Origin of the sequence: Vulcanisaeta sp., assembly GCF_049966235.1 — an archaeon.
GTDB lineage: Archaea > Thermoproteota > Thermoprotei > Thermoproteales > Thermocladiaceae > Vulcanisaeta > Vulcanisaeta moutnovskia.
On the sequence record NZ_JBMFVA010000005.1, the window covers coordinates 14301 to 32254 of the forward strand.

Below are 17954 nucleotides of genomic sequence, written 5' to 3' on the forward strand. Positions count from 1 at the left end.
CTTTTCCACATTATTGTCATGAGTCAAAAACCTGAAGCATTGAAAAATTTAATTGAGGAAGTAACGAAATTGATAAAGGAGGGATATTCCCTAACGAATATTGTAAAGGAGGTTACTGATGCGATTAATAGGGATGTCGGCTTGAGCAAGGTAATATTTAATGAGATAAAGGAGTCCATGGTCAAGATAAGCCCAGGCAATGTACCGGTGGGTTTATTCACACAATGTGCCTTAATACCTAGTTATTACTTAACGGGTAAGACACCAAGTATTGATTGGGGTGATGCAACTATGCACCTATTGGGTAAGATGATTCATAACCTGGCAATTGTCGAGATTAAGAATAGGCTTGGTAATAGATGTATTGAGGGTGTTGAGGTTATGTATACGCATAACGCCTGGACAATGAGAGGTAAACCAGACCTCGATTGTGGTAATTATTACCTTGAGTTTAAGACTATAATGGGTAGGGTGACGAAGGCTAGGCTATTCCACGACCTAATCCAGGCAGGTTTTTACTCAGCAGCAGGTAATAAAAACACCTATGTGCTCTATCTAGTGCTTAGTGATGGTGTATTACGTAACATAGTTCCTATTGAGGTAATACCCGAGGTTGGTTACCCAGTGATTTATGCCTTTAAGCTTTGGGTGAAGGCTGTGGAGGGTGGGGACATTGGGGCCTTAGTTGCCAAGACAACTTCGTGTAAGGTATGTAGGTTTAGGGATATTTGTATAATGAGGACAAAGAACCCACATGAAGTTTTGCTTCCAGGTAAGGAGTTGCTTGATAATTACCTTGATTACGTAAAGCATGAGGTTTCAAAGGCTGGAGTTAAGGTGGTTGGTTAATGAGTCTCGATGAAATAATAGACCTGGCAAACTACTTACTAAATAGGTTGCAGCTTAGGGATTCACATTTTATAACATCAATTGCAAAGTGCTCATTATTATCTCTGAGAAGGGATGTTAGTATAATGGATGAAGCATATACTGAGTATTTGCCTAGGGTTTTGTCTGTTTGCGCTACGGAAAAGCACGTGGTTAGGCTTGAGGATATTGCGCTGGAACTGCCGAGGTTACTTAGGTGCGGTGACTCGTTAATACTGCCAAAGCTTATGTTGCTTAAGGACAATGCTAAGTCCCACATTGTCGAGGCATTACTAATCGCTGCATTATTAAACACTGATGTGCAGCTTCATTACCTATCTAAGAATATAAATGGTGATATTGAGGAGGGCCTATCAATAACAATAAAGCCCGAGTGGGGTAAGGAACTACTTAACGTGGTCATTAAGTCATTAAAGAATAAGGAGGTTAGTGTTAAGACCATAAGTTGTAATGTTTGTCCGTTAAGGGATGTTTGTCCATTTAGTAGTTTAGGGGATAAGGTCGTACTGCCTGGTGAGGTATTGAGGGTTATTGATGATATTTATAATAAATTGATCGTGGAATCCACAAGTAATCAGGAAGATCGTAATAAGGAAAAACTAGTACCACCAAGTACATTGGATAAGGAGAGCATTAGGAGTTACTTGAGGAGAGTTGCTGATTGGGCACGTTCTCACGGAAGGACATGGGTTAGCGTTGCAGTTGGTAAGTGCCCAGTGTGCGGTAGGGAGGGTACATTAGTTATTAGGATTATTGGTAGTAGGGAGAGGGTTCTTTACAGACATAGTTCATCAACATGCACAATAGGTACAATAGATGAGTCCATAGATAAGATAAACATTGATAGGTTTATTGAGATTGAACATGAAGAGGTAAGTACAGATACTAAGTAAATTAACTTCATGCATAAATTGTTATAAGGTGGTTTTAGATACCAAGGTTAATGACGTTGAGGGTAGGTATTGTGGATACGACATTCGCCAGGGTTGATATGGCTAAATACGCTATTGAGGAGCTTAGAAACAACGAGCCTTCTATAGTGATAGAAAGAATAACAGTGCCAGGCTTTAAGAATACTCCCTGGGCCGCCAAACAATTGATTAATAAGGGTATTGACGCAGTCATGGTATTTGGTTGGATTGGGCCGAGCTTAACGGATAAGATTACCTACGCAGTGGCGTCCATGGGCCTCATAATGCTTCAGATCGAGTATGATAAACCAATAATTGACGTGACGGTGCATGAAGATGAAACAAGTAATGAAAGGGAATTACTAGATATAGCAATTGATAGGTCTAGGAAGCACGCGAGAAATCTCATACTAATGCTTAGGGGTGAATTAACGAAGTGGGCGGGTATGGGCCTTAGGCAGGGACGGTCAGACGTTGGGCCAATCACTAAGTAAAAGCTTTATTAATACTGTGTGGGTGGCATCGTTGTGAGCGCATCGATTGAGTTAGTAAGGAAAGTGTTCAATGAATTAGTTACTAATAATGTGTTAATTAGTATTAAGGAGAGACAGAACCCGCTGGTTTCTGAGTACGTTATTAATTATGGAGATAAATGCCCTAGTATTAATATTGATGAGGATATAAGTATGGATAGAGAGTCAAGTTGGTATCAAGTATTAACCATGGGTGTTGGTACGAAACTTAGTATAAATAGGGTGGGTATAAGCCTAGGCTATAGCGATAATTTGGTAAGGATGGTTATGAGACTCATGAATGGTGATAGGGTGAAATCTTCTGAGGAATTTCTAATATCGTGTGGTGAGGCCAAGGGTTCAATTTACGGTAAGTCAATAATGGATTTATTCATAAACCTTGACTTAATATCGAGGTTCCTAAATACTGTGAAGGAGAGGAGGAAGTTAGGTAATGGTAACATTGACGATTTACTGAAATTCCTAAGCAATGCTAAGTCAAGGATTGAGCAGGATCTAAGGAGAATAGTTAGTATGTATCAGTGGTTTGAGGAGTGATGTCTATGGTTAAGAAATTAATTCTATTCCTGGAAATGCATCAGCCGAGGAGATTAAGGCATGGCGTACTTAATAAACTATGTGATTTGAGACATTATGAGGTTAATGAGTCAATCATAAATTCGCTGATATTCAATGACGAGGTAAATAGGGAAATATTGAATAGGGTTGCTGATAAGTCCTATGTACCAACCCTGGAATTAATTAGGGATTTGAGTAATGAAGGATTTAAGGCAGCCATATCGATATCCGGTGCATTAATTGATCAATTACTCATGTGGAGACCCGAGATTATTGACCTGCTGAGGGAATTGGTGAAGAAGGGCACCATTGAATTGGTTGCTGAGCCTTATCATCATTCATTAGCATCATTTATTAGTGGGGATTTGTTCCTTGAGGAGTTGAGGGATCACGTGGAAATAACCAGGTCATTATTCGGTCAAGTGCCAATTACCTTTGAGAATACGGAATTCCTTTATAGGAATGATTGGGGTGCATTAATGGAAAGGGCTGGTGCAGCGGTAGTGCTTACTGAGGGTGTTGATTGGGTACTTGGTTGGAGAAGTCCAACGTATGTCTATGGCGCACCTAACCTGAAAATAAGACTATTATTACGGCATTATAGGTTATCCGATGATATTGGCTTTAGGTTCAGTAATAGGTCTTGGGATCAATGGCCATTAACCGCTGATAAATACATGGCATGGATTAGGGCTACTCCAGGGGATTTTGTCCTGGTTGGCTTGGATTTTGAAACGTTCGGTGAGCATCATTGGCGTGAAAGCGGTATCTTTGATTTTCTCACATGGCTTCCTAAGGAGGCACACAGGGCTGATGTGGATTTTGCACATCCATCATCATTGGTTAATGAGGAACCTGTTGATTTCCTGGATATTCCATCAGCCATATCATGGGCTGATGTTGAGAAGGACGACAGTGCATGGCAGGGAAATGAACTTCAAAGAATTGCGCTTAACCATGTTGCTTCCATAGGCAATTTAATGAAGGTTCATGGGCTTGAAAAGACCTGGAAATACCTATTAATTAGTGATCATTATTATTACATATCCATGAAGCATGGGCCTAGTGGTGAGGTTCATAGTTATTTCAACCCGTATAATTCGGCGTTCACGGCCTTTAAGACTATTGAGGATGTGGTTGTGGGTATTACATGCGCATTAGTTAATGCTGGGAGGAATAGGGGTAGGTGTCATGAGATTAAGTAATTAGTGCGCCGGTAATATGAATAAGGTAGTAATTACCGTTAAGTCATCATTTGAATATCATGTTAAGCATGACATTAGGGATTACTTATTTTTCTTTGATCTAAACGTGAATGTTAGGGCTACGGAATTCAGAGGTGTTTTAATAATAGAGACAACAAGGGATCCTAAGTACATAGCTAGTCTTCTAATTAATGCACCAATACCTGAGAATGTATTAACCTCCATAGTCCCAATAATTACTGATGGGAGTTATAGCACGATTACTGAAGTAACGGATGAAGTTCGTAAATACATAAGCAGTGATTGTGAGGGATATACTGTGAGGTGTAGATTACGTGGTTCACCTATTAGTAATAATGATTGTGAGAATGCAATAATTAATTTATTGCGAAGCCTAGGATTTCGTGCAATGTATAGGGGTAATACTGACTGTGCAGTTATTGTCGAGGGCTTGGGCAATTGGTTTGGTGTTTATGCTGGACCTAGGTCCTTTGTGAGAGTTTAACGAAAGTTTTAGTGAACCCTAGGTCAAGACTTATATAGTAACCAAAAACTATTTTTTACCTCTCTACTAAAGAAATAGTAAATGCCAAGGATTTTTAGGAACGAAGCAGCATTAACACCGGAGTACATACCAGGTAAACTGCCTCATAGAGAAGAGCAGCTAAAGCAGCTTGAGACGTACTTCAGCGGTTTTCTTGAGGAGCCAGGATCTATGTACCCTAAGGTAGTGCTGATTGGTAGACCCGGTAGTGGTAAGACAGTGACAAGTAGGAAGTTTGGGAATTACGTAATAAAGTCAAGCAATAGGGTTAGGTATGTTCATGTGTCCTGCTTCCTCAATAGAACGCTAAGTTCGGTGCTAAAGGATGTTGGTGTTCAATTAAACATTGCAATACCAAAGAGGGGATTCTCAACCGAGGAATTGCTTAAGATGCTCCTGGACATGATTAAGGAAAAGGACGCCTACGCCATTGTTGCACTTGATGATGTGTTTCACCTAGTTAATAATAGTGGTCCTCATGCCCTAGGTACGTTAATAAGGCTTGGTGAGGAATACGTAAGTAGAGGTGATAGGTATAGATTTGGCTTGATCCTCATAAGTCAGGACTTAACTTTTAGAGATCAACTCGATAGAAGCTCACAGAGTGCGCTTGGTAATGCGGTCATTAAGTTCGAACCATATACCAAGGACCAGATATTTGAGATACTCCTAACAAGGGCTCAGGAGGCTTTGTTAGATGGTGCATATGACGAGGAAATACTTGAGATGATAGCAGATGTGGCGGGCATTGATGAGAACTCTATGGATGATCATAGGGGTGATGCTAGATACGCCATTGATATACTATGGAGGGCATCCAAGCTTGCTGAAATGAAAGGATCAGAGAGAATTTTACCTGAACATGTCAGGGAGGCGATAAAGAATACTCTCAGGGGCATTAGGAGTGATGAATTGAGGATGCTACCACTTCATGAGAAAATATTCCTACTAGCCATTGTTAAGAGCTTAACGAAAAACCCGAATTCTCCATACATACCCTTTGGATTGGCTGAGGATGAGTACCAAGTACTTTGTGAACAGTATGGTGAAGAACCGAGAAAGCACACACAATTATGGGAGTACTTAAAGGACTTAAACACGAAGGGTTTCGTTGAGACTAGGACGTCTAGTAAGGGTATGAGGGGTAGGACAACATTAATATCAATACCATCGGAGCCCTTGGTCACGCTAGAGGAGGAATTAAGAAAAATAATAGAGGGTGAGTTGGGTACGTGAGTGACGATTTTATAGAAAGCGTCTTCTCCTCAAGGGTTAGGATAAGGATCCTTAAGACTCTAATTAAATATAAGGAGATAAATATTACGAAGCTATCAAGAGAATTAGGCGTTAATTATAAAGTGATTGAGTATCATATAGAGGCGCTTAAGAGGCTTGGCATTGCCGAGGAGAAGAGATTTGGTAGAATAAGGATAATAAGGCTCAGCGAGAGTGATCCCCGTATCATAGTAATCGAGCGATTCTTCACAGAGCTTGAGCAGGCAATTGCTAACCGGTCTGATTCACGAAATCAAGAATCCTCTTAGCCAATTTATAATGTACATAATCAACTAATTGGCCCTCAAGGCTTATGGCTCCACGTCCCTCCCTAACAGCCGCCTCATAAGTCTCAACAACCCTCCTAGCCCAATTAATCTCCTCCTCACTTGGTGAGAAGACCTCGTTAGCCACGGGTATCTGGCTTGGGTGAATAACCTGCTTACCAATAAAGCCCAACGACTTAGCCTCAATGCACTCTCTCCTAAAGCCCTCAATATCCTTAATATCAAAGAACACCCTATCAATTGGATCAACTCCATAAGCCCTAGCCGCAGAGACAACAAATGTCTTAAGTACCTGGTTTGTTTCATAGGCCTTTAATAATCCACCAACCGAAAGCGCAAAGTCAGCAATACCATATGAAACAGCAACAACGCCCTCACTCCTAATTACATCCTCAACCTTAAGTAAGCCCTTAGCAGTTTCAATGAGTGGCTCAAGGTCCTTACCAGTCGCCTTATAGATGAAACTAAGGTCAAATTCAGCCTTTGGAATGACTATACACTTAACGGCATCAATCTTATACACAGTATCAATATCTGCGTAAAAGAATGGTGTTTTCGGATCATTAACCCTCACACAGACCTCCTTCCTATCCCAATCAAGTTGTGGAAGTAATTCCTTGATTAATTTACGAGCAGTTTCCTTACCATCAATGGGTACGGCATCCTCAAGGTCAATAATCACGGAATCAGGGCTTAACTCAAGAGCTGCCTTTCTAATCATGTGTTCATTATTACCAGGAACAAATAACTGAGACCTCCTGAGCACCACAATAGTTCCAATAACCTTAACCCTTTAAATTAATTCCCTTACCTAAAAGGTCAATACTGCTCTACCTAACACCTTCTGGTTTAGTAAGTCATTATAAGCCTGATTAACGTCCCTAAAGCCATAGGACCTATAGATAGGCTTAATGATATCCTTATGGAGAAGTTCAACAGCCCTAAGAACCTCACTCCTTGTGTAAGCTGCCGAACCAATTATTCTATGTTCCCTCATTACAGTAAGTGCGGGTCTTGTGAGCCTAATCTCCTCACCCTCAATATTACCGATTAAAACCAACGTACCCTCACGTTTTAACGCCCTAAGGCTTTCATTTATTGTTGCGGCGCCGACGATTTCAAGAACAACATCAACATCCTTAACCTTCCTCGAAAAATCCCTCTCAGTAATGACTTCATCAGAAAACCTAGCCACAAAGTCCGCCTTACCTAGCGATGTAATGGATATCACATATGCACCAAGGCTCTTTAGGTACTGAATCGTGTGTATACCAACACCACCCCCAGCTCCCGTTACAACAACCCTAGTACCTGAACCAATATTACTTAGTATACTTGCATGAATTGCCGTTGCTAATGGACATACGGCCGCGGCATACTTAACATAGTCATTATCCGGCAATTCAAATACATTGTTTTTCGGCACTATTACGGCCTCAGCATAACCACCTGACTTACCCTCACCGAAGAATTGAAGGTTTACACATAGGTTCTCCTTACCAGCCCTACAGTATGGGCATGTACCATCAGTAATCGCACCAAACACACCAACAGCCCTTCCATTAAGCTCACCAAATATTTCATGTCCAAGAATTAATGGAGGTTTTAAATTCCTAAACCCACCCCTCCAAATAACCAAGTCACGGCCGCAAATACCCTCAGCTCTTACCTTCACTACGACATCGTTGGGTCCGGGCTCACCAATATCGTACTCCTCGATACTGAAGGGCTTGTTGAATTCCCTTAACACGGCTGCCAATACCCGCATTATCATTGGGTGTGAGTGAATCGATTATTAAACTAACTAATACATATTTTATTTAGGATCTTGGCATTAATCCCTCAGTTAACTCTTTTCTGTCAAAGTAATACTTATTTCCTTAGCCTTGCTCTATATTATGTGGATACATGCATCGTATTGCCGACGATAAACGAGGCCGATAACCTGAGGATACTATTGCACATGTTAAGGAATTACCTAGTTGACTATGATTGGTTTATCGTGGTTGTTGATGATGGTAGTACTGATGGTACACAGGATGTTGTTACGGAATTTGCCAGGACAACAAGTAGGGCTGAACTAATCGAGAGGGGTACTAGGCTTGGTCTGGGCAGCGCTATTAAGGCTGGTATGAGGGCGTGTTTGGATAAGGGTGCTAGGTCTATTGTTGTTATGGATGCTGATCTACAGCACCCACCTGAGGTTGTTCCTAACCTTATAAGAGTGGTGCTTAGGGATGGTGCGGATTTAGCAATAGCCAGTAGGTATGTTAAGGGTGGTGATGTTATTGGTTGGTCATTGAAGAGGTTGGTCATTAGTAAGGGAGCTACTTACATGGCTAGGTTGTTAATGCCCTGGGCTCGCAACATTAAGGATCCGGTAAGTGGGTTTTTCGCGGTAAATACTGATAAATTGAGAGATGTGATTAATCGACTTAGCGATTCATCCGGATATAAGTTGATTCTTGAGTTACTGACGTTAATGCATGCTAGGTACGGTGATTCACTTAGTGTTGTTGAGGTACCGTATGTATTTAGGAATAGGTTTTATGGCACGAGTAAGTTAGGCACTAATGAGTTAATTAGCTATGCGTTATTAGTGCTTAGGTTAAGTAATTATTCCGTGCTTAAGTACCTGGTATCTTTAATTGTTGGTTCCATTATTGGTTATTTCACGTTTACCGCATTATCAGGTGTAAGTCCAATAGCTGGTAATATTATTTCAATAGAATTATCATTAATAACCGTTATTACAATCTATCAATTATTAATGGGTATTAAACCGAGAATTCAATATTATGCAAAGTATCATTTAATTAAGTATATAGCTGTTTCAATAAAGTTATTACTATATACAATACCAGTACCAGCATTAATTGTGCTTATTGTCTCAGGAATAGTGCAGTTACTAATAACGCTTAGGGTAATAACGATTAATCCAGCAATAATGCATTTATTGTAAATTACAAAAAGCTTTTTTAACAAGGTCATCATTATTTATAAATGATAGTATTATTCACGACAGTGCCTGGTATTGAGGATATTGTGATTAACGAAATCAGAGAACGCTTTGGCAATAGGGTACTTAATGCCGAGGTTTTTGGGGGTTCGAATGTTACGGGTAAGGTAATAGCAAATATTAATGATGTAACGATTAATGAGTTGAAGAGATTAAGTACCGTTGAGCATATTATAATGGTCCTTAGCATGGGGTTTGTTGGCAAGGATATAAAGAGTTTAAGAGATTGTATTTGGCAATTAAACTTTAACGATATCCTCAACTACCTCACCCCAAATACCACAATTAGTATACTTGCGGATAGGTCAGGAGATCATAACTTCAAAAGTCCAGATGCAGCCGCATTACTTGGTGAGAGGATTTCAGAATTCCTGGTGTCTAAGTACCTTAGACCGTTTTTTAACCTTGATAATGCAGACCTCATGTTTAGGCTCATTATTGATCAGGATAAGTGCGTACTCGGCCTATCAATAACCCGTGAACCACTTAAAAGCAGGCCATATAGGAGGTTTAATCACCCTGCATCAATAAATCCAATACTGGCTAACGCCATGCTTAGAATGCTTGCACCTAGGTACTCATCAAGGGTATGCGACATAACCTGTGGAAGTGGTACAATAGTGATTGAGGGTGCATTAATGAGGAGAGATCTAAGTTTTATCTGTATCGATGTTGATTATAGCTATATAAATGGCGCAGTCATGAATGCTAGAGAGGCCGGTGTAGATTCATCAGTAGATTTTGCGGTTATGGATTCCACAAGACCAGCCATTAGGAGTCATGCATGCGATCATGCAGTGTTTAATCCACCATTTGGAATTCGTGTGGAGCCATTGGAGGGAATAACGAATTTCTACAATTCATTGTTTAAGTCATTAAGTGAATTACTCAAGGCAGGTTCAGGTTTTGTTCTTATTACGGTTAGGAAGTCATTGGTGAGGAGGTTAGTTAATAAGTATGGGTTTAGGATAGTGGATGAGAGGGTTGTTGAACAGGGCGGTATTTGGAGTTCAATATTTAAGGTTATTAAGGAATAAAATATGTTTGATTTTTAAGGGAAAGCCCTACTGGGCCTTTGGTATGAATGACCTCTGATCCTCATTCGGGAATAATCTATCAAGGACCTTCCTGGGCACTCTATACACCCTGAGTGCTATTTCCCTAATTAACTTATCATGCGGTGCACATTTAGTTAGATTAAGCCTTAAGCAGTGTGCGTACTTCATTATCTTTTTCTCCTCAACCTTCTTAATATTACCCAATGCAATATCCTCAGCAACCCTAAACGCCACATAGAACTTAATATACCTAATAAATGTAGTTGCTAGGTCAGGAAATGCTGTACTTAATGCCTTGTATGTACCTATGAGGTCATCTTCGGGGAAAAACCTCATTATCGTCCCAGTAAATATGTACCTCATCAACCTAAATCCTCTTTCCTCAATCTTGGGACCTAGTACTTCATTATCAAGCATCTTTTTCAATTGTTCAATCTCATTATCATTACTTAACTGGAAACTTCTTCCCTTAAGGAAGTTATATATATCATCACACACTATCTCCACATTAAAGATACCTTTAAGCGCATTTGCTAATTCGCCATCCATAATGCCAAGGCCATACTTGCCAACTATGTATATTGTCGCTATTTCCTTATCGTAAATTCTAACCTTACTTAAACCCCTAAATGGCTCAATACCTTTTTGCTTATAAACAATGTACACCAACTCCTCAAGCTGGTTCCTAGTACTTACCTCATTCCTCATTATCTTGCTCCAGATTTCCGTAGCCGCCTCAATACGGCTCTTATACAGCTGCTTAGCATCCAAGCCATTACTCATATTAGCAATTCACCTACTCTAAATCCACCGATAATTAGCGCCTTTTAACCCTTGTGTCTCAAGGCTTATGACTATGCACTGGCCTTAACCTGCCGTGGCTGCTTGGAGAAAATAACTATCCTGGTTGGTAACGGTAATTTAGACGCAGCCCTCCTAAGGGCCTCCTTGGCATGCGCAAGGTTCTTACCCTCAATTTCCACATGTATTATCGTCATGCCAGGCTTAAGAATTCTCGCAGCCCTTCCAGATGGAACACCAAAGGACAATCTCATACCCTGCTGAAGACGGTCTGCACCAGCCATAGCAAGCATCTTATTCTCCCTAATTACATTAAATGGGTAAACATTTATCTTAAGGTAGAAGTTTGGGTCAGTGACGTACTTAGACAAGTACTTATACGCCATCTGCCTAGCAGCCTCAAGGGCATTAGCCCTTATCTGACCCGCCTCCTCAGTCACTAACTCAACCACGTAATCAAACCTAGCCCTCTCCTTAGGCTTAGTATTACCAAGCTCAAACCTAGGTATTTGAACGTATGGAGCACCGGCTATGTACTCAGTCCTCGTGTATGGCCTCTTCAACCTCCTATAGCAGCGTCCAGGCCTAAGCGGCATAGCGATGTCGAATTACTGAGGAGGCATGGGTATTTAAACACTACGCCCCTAAATCTTGCCAATCCTCAATGAACCAACATACCTCTTAATCCACAGGACCAACTCCTCATACGCCCTCTCACCATCCCTTGTAAGCCTGACGAAGCCATCACCATCAACGAGAACAAGGTTCTTCTCAATCATCCAATTAAGGTATCTTTCTAATTTATCATACGATAAGCCACAGGCCGTGGCTAACCTAGTCCTCTTCATAGGTCCATTATTAACCAAGGCCTCGATGATCCGTGCTAATACGTATAGGTCAGGTCTGAATTCCCTGGAGCTCATGGTAAAGCCACCTAAGCTCAATAATTAAGCCACCGAGGGACCACAGTCTCTTAACATCATTGACCAAACTATCCCACTCGAGGGCTAATGTAATGGTGATGGTAATGACTATGACGATGGTTGCAGAAAGCCACATGGGTGGTTCGGCATAACCGAGAAATACCGTGATCCAAAACATGACGAATAGGGCAATTAAGAGAAGAAGAAAGGCTAAGGTCAGTAATTTAACGACTATAAATAGTACGTAACCGGCCCTGGCCCTGTTTATCCTATACTCAATATCCGTGAAGTCAAGTGTTGATAGTATCTCAAGGATACCAGAGATACCTCGATTAATCAACTCAGGCCAATTGTCATAACGGTCTGCGACCTTGCTTAGTCTCTCGATACTTAAATAAGCATTGGCGGGTATTGCAATGAGTAATGCTATCGATAGTAAGCCGCCAACTGACGAGAGGAACGCTAATCTAACGGGCATTGCGACCAAGTACCAGAGGGAAAACAGGATGTAAATACCGAATACAACGCCTATGATTAATAAAGTCTCAAGCAAGAGCCTTGGTAATGTGTCCAGGACGTTATTTATGCCGTCAATACGTATCAATGCATCCCTCAAGGCCATTAACTTAGCCCTGGCCTCCTCAATGCTCATACTAACATCACCACGTACTTAATATCTATGATGAATGAGGCTGGTTTACCATTGCTCGTTGATATAATAATGTAATAACCACGTGCACATGATAAGCTCTTAATAATATCTTGCACATCATGCACATATGTCGGGGTGTATACATAGCGTATGATTACCGGGTTTGTTTTACCGCTTATGTATGTGTAACCAATAGTTACAGTACCATTAACGCCTAGTAAAGTAGTGTATTCTTCACATGAATATGCGAAGTAAGCACTTGGTGGAAATAGGTTCGTTAATTCCGCGGAATCGCCAGGATTTAGAATTATCGTGGTTTCATTGGGTAAATATATGGCTATTGACGTGTTTGATGGATTCGTTATCACTATTGAGATTTTAATGAATGCATTCCTTGCCATTAGTACCAGGAGTAAGTAGTTCGATGTTGAGTTTACATCTGCGAAAATCGGTACTTCATAACCGGCTAGGTTTTGTGAGTTAACTGCGATCAGCGTTATTTCACTGAGAACTATAAGTATGAGTACTATTAGAGCTAGCCTGAAAAGCAATTTTCTGTGTTTGTTCATTAGGTTCGTGTCTTCTACGGCATTTTAATTCTAACTCCCTAGAGGGGAGTGCAATCATGTTGAGCTCCTCCTTTGGTTGCTCTGTATCCTAACTATGGCCTCCGCAATGTCGCCATTCGTCTCCTTTAACACCTTGATCGCCTCCTCTCTTGTGCAGCCGGTCTCCTCCATGACGAGTTTAATGTCATCCTCGCCAGGTTCATAATGCTGTGGAGTCTTTGTGGTTATGGATTGTTGTGGTTGTTGCATTATTAGTGATTGCCTTGGCTGTGGAATCGTTGATTGCGGTTTCACCACCCTAGTCTCTGAATCACTGGCCTGTATTTGGTATATTGACATTCCCTGTATTTTCATTTTGGCCACCGTTGGCCTATTAATCTCTATTGTTGAGCCGTCACCGAGATAAATAACCACCTTAGTAACATTATTCACCTCCTCGAGGTTCAAGTCCTGAATACCTAATCGCTTAAGTAATTTCTTTACTTCTCTTGGATTTATACCCACGATATTTTAATACAATAGGTACATTTAAAACAATTTTGGCATTATTAACCGCAATATGGACCTAGCATTGATGCTATTGTTGGTGATGAGCATCCATAACCAAGTACGTGTGTTGGGAAGTACTGAATCACGTAGTACACGTAGCCACTATTGATCATTGTTTCGAGGGATCTACCATACATTGCCTGGAAGATTGCACAGTACGGGCACACTGGATCTAGTAGTTCGATGATCGTAATGTTAGCACTTGAATTACCAATTCTTAAGCCGGAGGAGGCTAATTCACCTATGAAGGATACCTGGGTTGAGTTGGCTTTAAATCCATAACCAAGCTCCTGACCTTGATAAGTTATTACTGTTATATTGCCCTCATTTGCATAGTTAATTGCATAGAATACATAAGGTGACGCGCCAGCTAATATGTAGGTTATATTATTTGCCTTATCAAAGACTATGAATAATGGTGTACCCAACAAATTACTAGGTATGTTTAGTGTCATGGCTATAGTATTAATATTGTTTAATGCGCCAGTGACCGTATTAACTAGGTTCTGGTCACTCTCGCTTACGGCACATTCAGCGTAATTACTTGCTAGGTATTGGTACTGAGCAATAGGGTATACTAATAGGTAGGTGGTGTTACTCTTCTGTTCATACTCATATATGTAATTATACGCTATGGAATACATATTATTCAGCGCATTTAATGTGGCGTTCTCACCATACTTATTATAAATACACACCAGTCCAAGCCAATTCTCAACGCCTCTCTCAAACGCTGCTGTGATTAAAGATGCTTGCGTTGATGTCGAGGATGAACTTGTTGGGGGTTGTGGCGTATTTGTTTTTGTTGGTGTTTTAAGTGCAAGGAAGTAAACTAACACACCAATAAGCGCCACTGCAAGTACTACGACGGCTATTAATAGCATCCTATTTACGTTTATACTGCTCGACATAATCCCTTATCAATGATTGAATTAAATTAAAAACCTTACTAACATTTCGCAGTGCTTCTTAAGAAAGGCATAATAATTGGGTTAGGTAGTAATCATGAATGGCTATTCGGGTAAGGATTAAGTTATCATCGGTGATGGGGAAGACCACAGTAACTAAGGCATTAGTGACTACTGGGTATGAAACCCAGGAACCAGAGATCCTGATCCCTAGGAGTATTGCTGAGGACCTAGACTTATTACCAAAGTTACCTAGTGGTTCAGAGATTAGAAATTACGTATTAGCCGATGGCTCAGTAACCAGGTTAATACTGGTGCCTAATGCAGTTCAGGTATGGATTCTTGAAAATGATAGGGAGGTTGGTGGCGTCATGGCTCATGTAGTAATTAGTGAGCGTGCGGACGAGGCATTACTAAGCGATAAATTAGTTAGTAAGTTGGGTATTGTTTTATTGGATATTGGTGAGGGTACATGGTGTTTTAGGGACGAGATCGGAAAAATTAATAGAAAGAGCCTATAATCCTTACAACAATGACTTAATAATACTTACAAACGTATCTATTGATGGCCTGCCCTGGGCGAATCCCTGCCCGTAAGTTACCGATCCACCACCCCTGCCATTAACACCTGGATTAAGCTTTGCTATTAGGTCCTTGGCGTTCACGTGCTTGGCTGCTTCGGAGCCTAAGTAAACCATGTACTCAGTACCATTATTAACCCTATTAATTACCAATAACACGGTATTAGGCCTACTACCTAGGTACTCCTTGGCGAATTCCTGGATGTAATTCTTATCCTCATTCTCGTACTCCATATATGTGAGACCAATACCATTAACTATGACCTCCTTACCCATTGCCTCCGCAATATCACCCTTAATGGCCTTTCTAGTTAATACCTTGATCCTACTCTCCATCCTGCCCATATCATTAAGCAATTCCTTAACACCCTTAACAACCTCCTCTCTACTCTTGCCAATTAACTCAGAGATCTCATTTATTGAATCCTCAAGTGACTCGGCATAATTAACGGCATGCCTACCTGTAGTGAATATGAACCTAACGACGCCCTCCTGAATCTTCTCAACCTTAACGATCTTAATCATACCTATCTCGCCAGTATTACCTACATGCATACCACCACATGCCTCAACATCGTATGGGTCATTATCAGTACCGACCTGGACAATCCTTAACCTGGCCCCAGGAACAGCGCCTCCTTGATATATATACACACCAAATTTGGATTCTGCATCAGTTCTGCTTAACCACCTAATAATGACTGGGTAGTTGGCAACAACCATTTGATTTGCCAATTCCTCAATCTTCTTGATTTCATCCCTCGTAGGTAGCTTATAATGTGTGACATCAAGCCTACTGAAGGGTACGTTCTTCTCCGCGCCTGCCTGCCAAATATGCCTACCAAGGACACGCCTAATACTCTGAAGTAGTATGTGTGTTGCAGTATGCATCCTCATTAGGTCAAGCCTACGGGTAGCATCAACAATACCCTCAATGTTTTCACCATCCATTGGTGGTTCACCCTCAACAGCATGCACAATGACAGGTCCAACCCTCTGAACATCAATCACCCTCGCCTCGCCTCTACTATGCCTAATAACGCCGTGATCAGCTACCTGCCCACCACCCTCTGGATAAAAGGCTGTCTGGTCAAGAACCACGTACTTACCCCTAATCACCCTTAAGACCTTTGCATTGAATTGGAAGAGTCTCATGTTCTCATAGAATAACTCCCTGGTCTGTGGTAGGTCCTGAACCTCCACAGGATTTACATCCACCTTAGGCTTCTCCTCGCCAATCTGTCTCTGATACTTAGCCGCAAGCCTTGAGTAAAAGTCATCAGGCACACTAATGCTTAATCCAAGCTTTGATGATGAAACTTCACGCACAATCTCTGGTGGTAGCCCTTGGGAATCGTAAAGTGTTATTAAGTCATCTACGGTTAATTCCCTCTTTCCAGTTTTCCTCTCCCTATCCTTAATGACCCTATCAATAATACTCGGCGCCTGCCTAAGTAATTCCTTGAATTTCTTCTCCTCAAGATCCACTAACTCGAGTATTGTCTGTCTCTCCTCATAAACCTCGGGATAATCCCCCTTAAGGAACTCAAGTTCCATATTCATGATTTCCGTAAGCGGCATTTCAATACCTGAAACATACATACTCCTCAGCATCCTCCTGAGTAATAGCCTGCCTAGATAACCAACGCCTGAATTGCTTGGTATGGCCCCATCAGCCATCATCCATGATAGTGTCCTACCATGGTCACTAAGTATGTAGAGAGTTTCCTGGGCCTTAAGTATATTCTTAATTTCGTTAATATTCATCCCAACCTTCCCCGATATATATTCATAGGCCTTCTCAATGCTCGTAACCTCAGGATCAAGCTGACCAAAGTAAGTGGCCATATGCATTAGCATCTCATTACTGGGTCTAGGAAGGCCTAGTTTACTCCTTAATTGTTCAATGAATGACCCAAAGACCGCATCATAAACTGTGGGTTTACCTGTGAGCAACCAGTAAATTCTCTCGAGTCCATATCCAGTATCCACGATCTTCATGGGCATTTCCACATACTTACCATTAACAGTCCTGTAATGCATGAAAACGAGTGTAGCCACCTCCAAGCCGCCAACAAGTATTTCAAGGCACTCACCTGCATTACCACCACCCTCCCAAATGTTCTCCTTATACGTAATCTCATCATCCCTAAGGCCAATCTCCTTAGTGAAGAATTCATGGGCGTACTCAACAGTCTCATCAATCCAATAAACGTACTTATCGGGATAGTTAAAGGCGTGGTGAGCCATCATCTCAAAGCCCGTTAGGTGCCTACCGCTACGACCGACCTTATCAATATCCGTGAACCTAATACTTGGCTGAGAGAGCGTTAGTGGGTTTGCTGGTGGTGGGACTATTCCCTCGGTAACCCATGGTTGAAAATCATATATTGATGCACCAACTAAGTAAACATCAGTTCTCCATCGTGCAACCACTGGGTATCTCTTGATCCTAGCATGTCCATGCTTCTCAAAGAAGTTTAGGAACTTCTCTCTAACATCCCTAATGGACTCGGGCCTGAACTTACCAGGTGGGTTGCCTATGAATAGGTATGGCGTGCATGGTTGATCACCACAAGTCTCTTGCTCCTTATCAAGTGTCCAAAAGTAATGCTTACAATATGGACATTGTCTCCTATAGAATCCCATCCTATCAAACAATCTGGTCCTCAATTCCTCCATAACTTAACGAT

At 41.2% G+C, this 17954-nt stretch carries 21 protein-coding genes; 11 read left to right on the forward strand and 10 right to left on the reverse strand.

Annotation, left to right across the window (positions count from 1 at the left end; genetic code table 11):
* Window positions 1-18 precede the first annotated feature (18 nt).
* From ACP5L5_RS04705 to ACP5L5_RS04740, 8 genes are all read left to right on the forward strand, one after another.
* Window positions 19-849 (forward strand): hypothetical protein, encoded by an 831-nt coding sequence (locus ACP5L5_RS04705; protein ID WP_273303246.1) that lies wholly within the window; start codon window positions 19-21, stop codon window positions 847-849.
* On the forward strand, window positions 849-1781 hold the full coding sequence (locus ACP5L5_RS04710; RefSeq protein WP_428762009.1) for a hypothetical protein: 933 nt from the start codon (window positions 849-851) through the stop codon (window positions 1779-1781). The genes ACP5L5_RS04705 and ACP5L5_RS04710 overlap by 1 nt, the downstream gene beginning before the upstream one ends.
* Before the next feature lie 50 nt (window positions 1782-1831).
* Window positions 1832-2293, forward strand: coding sequence for a riboflavin synthase (ribC, locus tag ACP5L5_RS04715; RefSeq protein ID WP_428762011.1), 462 nt, complete (start codon window positions 1832-1834; stop codon window positions 2291-2293).
* Window positions 2294-2326: 33 nt separating this feature from the next.
* Window positions 2327-2869 (forward strand): hypothetical protein, encoded by a 543-nt coding sequence (locus ACP5L5_RS04720; protein ID WP_428762013.1) that lies wholly within the window; start codon window positions 2327-2329, stop codon window positions 2867-2869.
* Window positions 2869-4095: a glycoside hydrolase family 57 protein gene (locus ACP5L5_RS04725; RefSeq protein WP_428762014.1), complete on the forward strand. Its 1227-nt coding sequence runs from the start codon at window positions 2869-2871 to the stop codon at window positions 4093-4095. Before ACP5L5_RS04720 ends, ACP5L5_RS04725 begins: the two co-directional genes overlap by 1 nt.
* Window positions 4096-4111: 16 nt before the next feature.
* The gene (locus ACP5L5_RS04730) at window positions 4112-4600 is read left to right on the forward strand and encodes a hypothetical protein (RefSeq protein WP_428762016.1); all 489 of its coding nucleotides are present in this window, start codon (window positions 4112-4114) and stop codon (window positions 4598-4600) included.
* Window positions 4601-4681: 81 nt separating this feature from the next.
* Complete coding sequence (locus ACP5L5_RS04735; protein WP_013604262.1) at window positions 4682-5875, forward strand: ORC1-type DNA replication protein; 1194 nt, start codon at window positions 4682-4684, stop codon at window positions 5873-5875.
* On the forward strand, window positions 5872-6183 hold the full coding sequence (locus ACP5L5_RS04740) for an ArsR/SmtB family transcription factor (RefSeq protein WP_428762018.1): 312 nt from the start codon (window positions 5872-5874) through the stop codon (window positions 6181-6183). Before ACP5L5_RS04735 ends, ACP5L5_RS04740 begins: the two co-directional genes overlap by 4 nt.
* On the opposite strand, the gene ACP5L5_RS04745 is transcribed toward ACP5L5_RS04740, so the two are convergent.
* Window positions 6146-6967 carry an HpcH/HpaI aldolase/citrate lyase family protein gene (locus ACP5L5_RS04745; protein WP_428762146.1) on the reverse strand — a complete coding sequence of 274 codons (822 nt, stop codon included), beginning with the start codon at window positions 6965-6967 and terminating at the stop codon, window positions 6146-6148. The genes ACP5L5_RS04740 and ACP5L5_RS04745 overlap by 38 nt on opposite strands.
* 45 nt (window positions 6968-7012) lie before the next feature.
* Window positions 7013-7969 (reverse strand): alcohol dehydrogenase catalytic domain-containing protein, encoded by a 957-nt coding sequence (locus tag ACP5L5_RS04750; protein ID WP_428762019.1) that lies wholly within the window; start codon window positions 7967-7969, stop codon window positions 7013-7015.
* Window positions 7970-8101: 132 nt separating this feature from the next.
* Between ACP5L5_RS04750 and ACP5L5_RS04755 the strand changes: the two genes are divergently transcribed.
* Both ACP5L5_RS04755 and ACP5L5_RS04760 read left to right on the forward strand, forming a co-directional pair.
* On the forward strand, window positions 8102-9163 hold the full coding sequence (locus tag ACP5L5_RS04755; RefSeq protein ID WP_428762021.1) for a polyprenol monophosphomannose synthase: 1062 nt from the start codon (window positions 8102-8104) through the stop codon (window positions 9161-9163).
* A gap of 41 nt (window positions 9164-9204) precedes the next feature.
* On the forward strand, window positions 9205-10257 hold the full coding sequence (locus tag ACP5L5_RS04760; protein WP_428762023.1) for a methyltransferase: 1053 nt from the start codon (window positions 9205-9207) through the stop codon (window positions 10255-10257).
* A gap of 27 nt (window positions 10258-10284) precedes the next feature.
* Here the strand turns inward: ACP5L5_RS04760 and ACP5L5_RS04765 are convergent, their stop codons facing one another.
* From ACP5L5_RS04765 to ACP5L5_RS04795, 7 genes are all read right to left on the reverse strand, one after another.
* Window positions 10285-11061: a DUF2192 domain-containing protein gene (locus ACP5L5_RS04765; RefSeq protein ID WP_013604267.1), complete on the reverse strand. Its 777-nt coding sequence runs from the start codon at window positions 11059-11061 to the stop codon at window positions 10285-10287.
* Between the two features lie 71 nt (window positions 11062-11132).
* Window positions 11133-11675: a 50S ribosomal protein L16 gene (locus ACP5L5_RS04770; protein ID WP_428762025.1), complete on the reverse strand. Its 543-nt coding sequence runs from the start codon at window positions 11673-11675 to the stop codon at window positions 11133-11135.
* A 48-nt stretch (window positions 11676-11723) separates the two neighbouring features.
* The gene (locus ACP5L5_RS04775; RefSeq protein WP_428762027.1) at window positions 11724-12002 is read right to left on the reverse strand and encodes a winged helix-turn-helix domain-containing protein; all 279 of its coding nucleotides are present in this window, start codon (window positions 12000-12002) and stop codon (window positions 11724-11726) included.
* Window positions 11977-12654: a hypothetical protein gene (locus tag ACP5L5_RS04780; protein WP_428762029.1), complete on the reverse strand. Its 678-nt coding sequence runs from the start codon at window positions 12652-12654 to the stop codon at window positions 11977-11979. The genes ACP5L5_RS04775 and ACP5L5_RS04780 overlap by 26 nt, the downstream gene beginning before the upstream one ends.
* Window positions 12651-13223 carry a hypothetical protein gene (locus ACP5L5_RS04785; RefSeq protein WP_428762031.1) on the reverse strand — a complete coding sequence of 191 codons (573 nt, stop codon included), beginning with the start codon at window positions 13221-13223 and terminating at the stop codon, window positions 12651-12653. The genes ACP5L5_RS04780 and ACP5L5_RS04785 overlap by 4 nt, the downstream gene beginning before the upstream one ends.
* A gap of 54 nt (window positions 13224-13277) precedes the next feature.
* Window positions 13278-13727, reverse strand: a complete 450-nt coding sequence (locus tag ACP5L5_RS04790; protein ID WP_013604272.1) for a nascent polypeptide-associated complex protein — start codon at window positions 13725-13727, stop codon at window positions 13278-13280.
* Window positions 13728-13771: 44 nt separating this feature from the next.
* Window positions 13772-14683: a thioredoxin domain-containing protein gene (locus tag ACP5L5_RS04795; RefSeq protein ID WP_428762033.1), complete on the reverse strand. Its 912-nt coding sequence runs from the start codon at window positions 14681-14683 to the stop codon at window positions 13772-13774.
* Between the two features lie 98 nt (window positions 14684-14781).
* Between ACP5L5_RS04795 and ACP5L5_RS04800 the strand changes: the two genes are divergently transcribed.
* Window positions 14782-15201: a hypothetical protein gene (locus ACP5L5_RS04800; protein WP_428762035.1), complete on the forward strand. Its 420-nt coding sequence runs from the start codon at window positions 14782-14784 to the stop codon at window positions 15199-15201.
* A gap of 3 nt (window positions 15202-15204) precedes the next feature.
* On the opposite strand, the gene alaS is transcribed toward ACP5L5_RS04800, so the two are convergent.
* Window positions 15205-17943: an alanine--tRNA ligase gene (gene alaS, locus ACP5L5_RS04805; protein ID WP_428762036.1), complete on the reverse strand. Its 2739-nt coding sequence runs from the start codon at window positions 17941-17943 to the stop codon at window positions 15205-15207.
* Window positions 17944-17954: the final 11 nt, after the last annotated feature.

What these genes read in the sequence shown, in the direction of transcription:
- ACP5L5_RS04705 (WP_273303246.1), top strand. Translation starts at nt 19, where the DNA reads ATGAGTCAAAAACCTGAAGCATTGAAAAATTTAATTGAGGAAGTAACG.
- ACP5L5_RS04710 (WP_428762009.1), top strand. Translation starts at nt 849, where the DNA reads ATGAGTCTCGATGAAATAATAGACCTGGCAAACTACTTACTAAATAGG.
- ribC (WP_428762011.1), top strand. Translation starts at nt 1,832, where the DNA reads ATGACGTTGAGGGTAGGTATTGTGGATACGACATTCGCCAGGGTTGAT.
- ACP5L5_RS04725 (WP_428762014.1), top strand. Translation starts at nt 2,869, where the DNA reads ATGTCTATGGTTAAGAAATTAATTCTATTCCTGGAAATGCATCAGCCG.
- ACP5L5_RS04730 (WP_428762016.1), top strand. Translation starts at nt 4,112, where the DNA reads ATGAATAAGGTAGTAATTACCGTTAAGTCATCATTTGAATATCATGTT.
- ACP5L5_RS04735 (WP_013604262.1), top strand. Translation starts at nt 4,682, where the DNA reads ATGCCAAGGATTTTTAGGAACGAAGCAGCATTAACACCGGAGTACATA.
- ACP5L5_RS04750 (WP_428762019.1), bottom strand. Translation starts at nt 7,969, where the DNA reads ATGCGGGTATTGGCAGCCGTGTTAAGGGAATTCAACAAGCCCTTCAGT.
- ACP5L5_RS04760 (WP_428762023.1), top strand. Translation starts at nt 9,205, where the DNA reads ATGATAGTATTATTCACGACAGTGCCTGGTATTGAGGATATTGTGATT.
- ACP5L5_RS04765 (WP_013604267.1), bottom strand. Translation starts at nt 11,061, where the DNA reads ATGAGTAATGGCTTGGATGCTAAGCAGCTGTATAAGAGCCGTATTGAG.
- ACP5L5_RS04770 (WP_428762025.1), bottom strand. Translation starts at nt 11,675, where the DNA reads ATGCCGCTTAGGCCTGGACGCTGCTATAGGAGGTTGAAGAGGCCATAC.
- ACP5L5_RS04775 (WP_428762027.1), bottom strand. Translation starts at nt 12,002, where the DNA reads ATGAGCTCCAGGGAATTCAGACCTGACCTATACGTATTAGCACGGATC.
- ACP5L5_RS04780 (WP_428762029.1), bottom strand. Translation starts at nt 12,654, where the DNA reads ATGAGCATTGAGGAGGCCAGGGCTAAGTTAATGGCCTTGAGGGATGCA.
- ACP5L5_RS04785 (WP_428762031.1), bottom strand. Translation starts at nt 13,223, where the DNA reads ATGAACAAACACAGAAAATTGCTTTTCAGGCTAGCTCTAATAGTACTC.
- ACP5L5_RS04795 (WP_428762033.1), bottom strand. Translation starts at nt 14,683, where the DNA reads ATGTCGAGCAGTATAAACGTAAATAGGATGCTATTAATAGCCGTCGTA.
- ACP5L5_RS04800 (WP_428762035.1), top strand. Translation starts at nt 14,782, where the DNA reads ATGGCTATTCGGGTAAGGATTAAGTTATCATCGGTGATGGGGAAGACC.
- alaS (WP_428762036.1), bottom strand. Translation starts at nt 17,943, where the DNA reads ATGGAGGAATTGAGGACCAGATTGTTTGATAGGATGGGATTCTATAGG.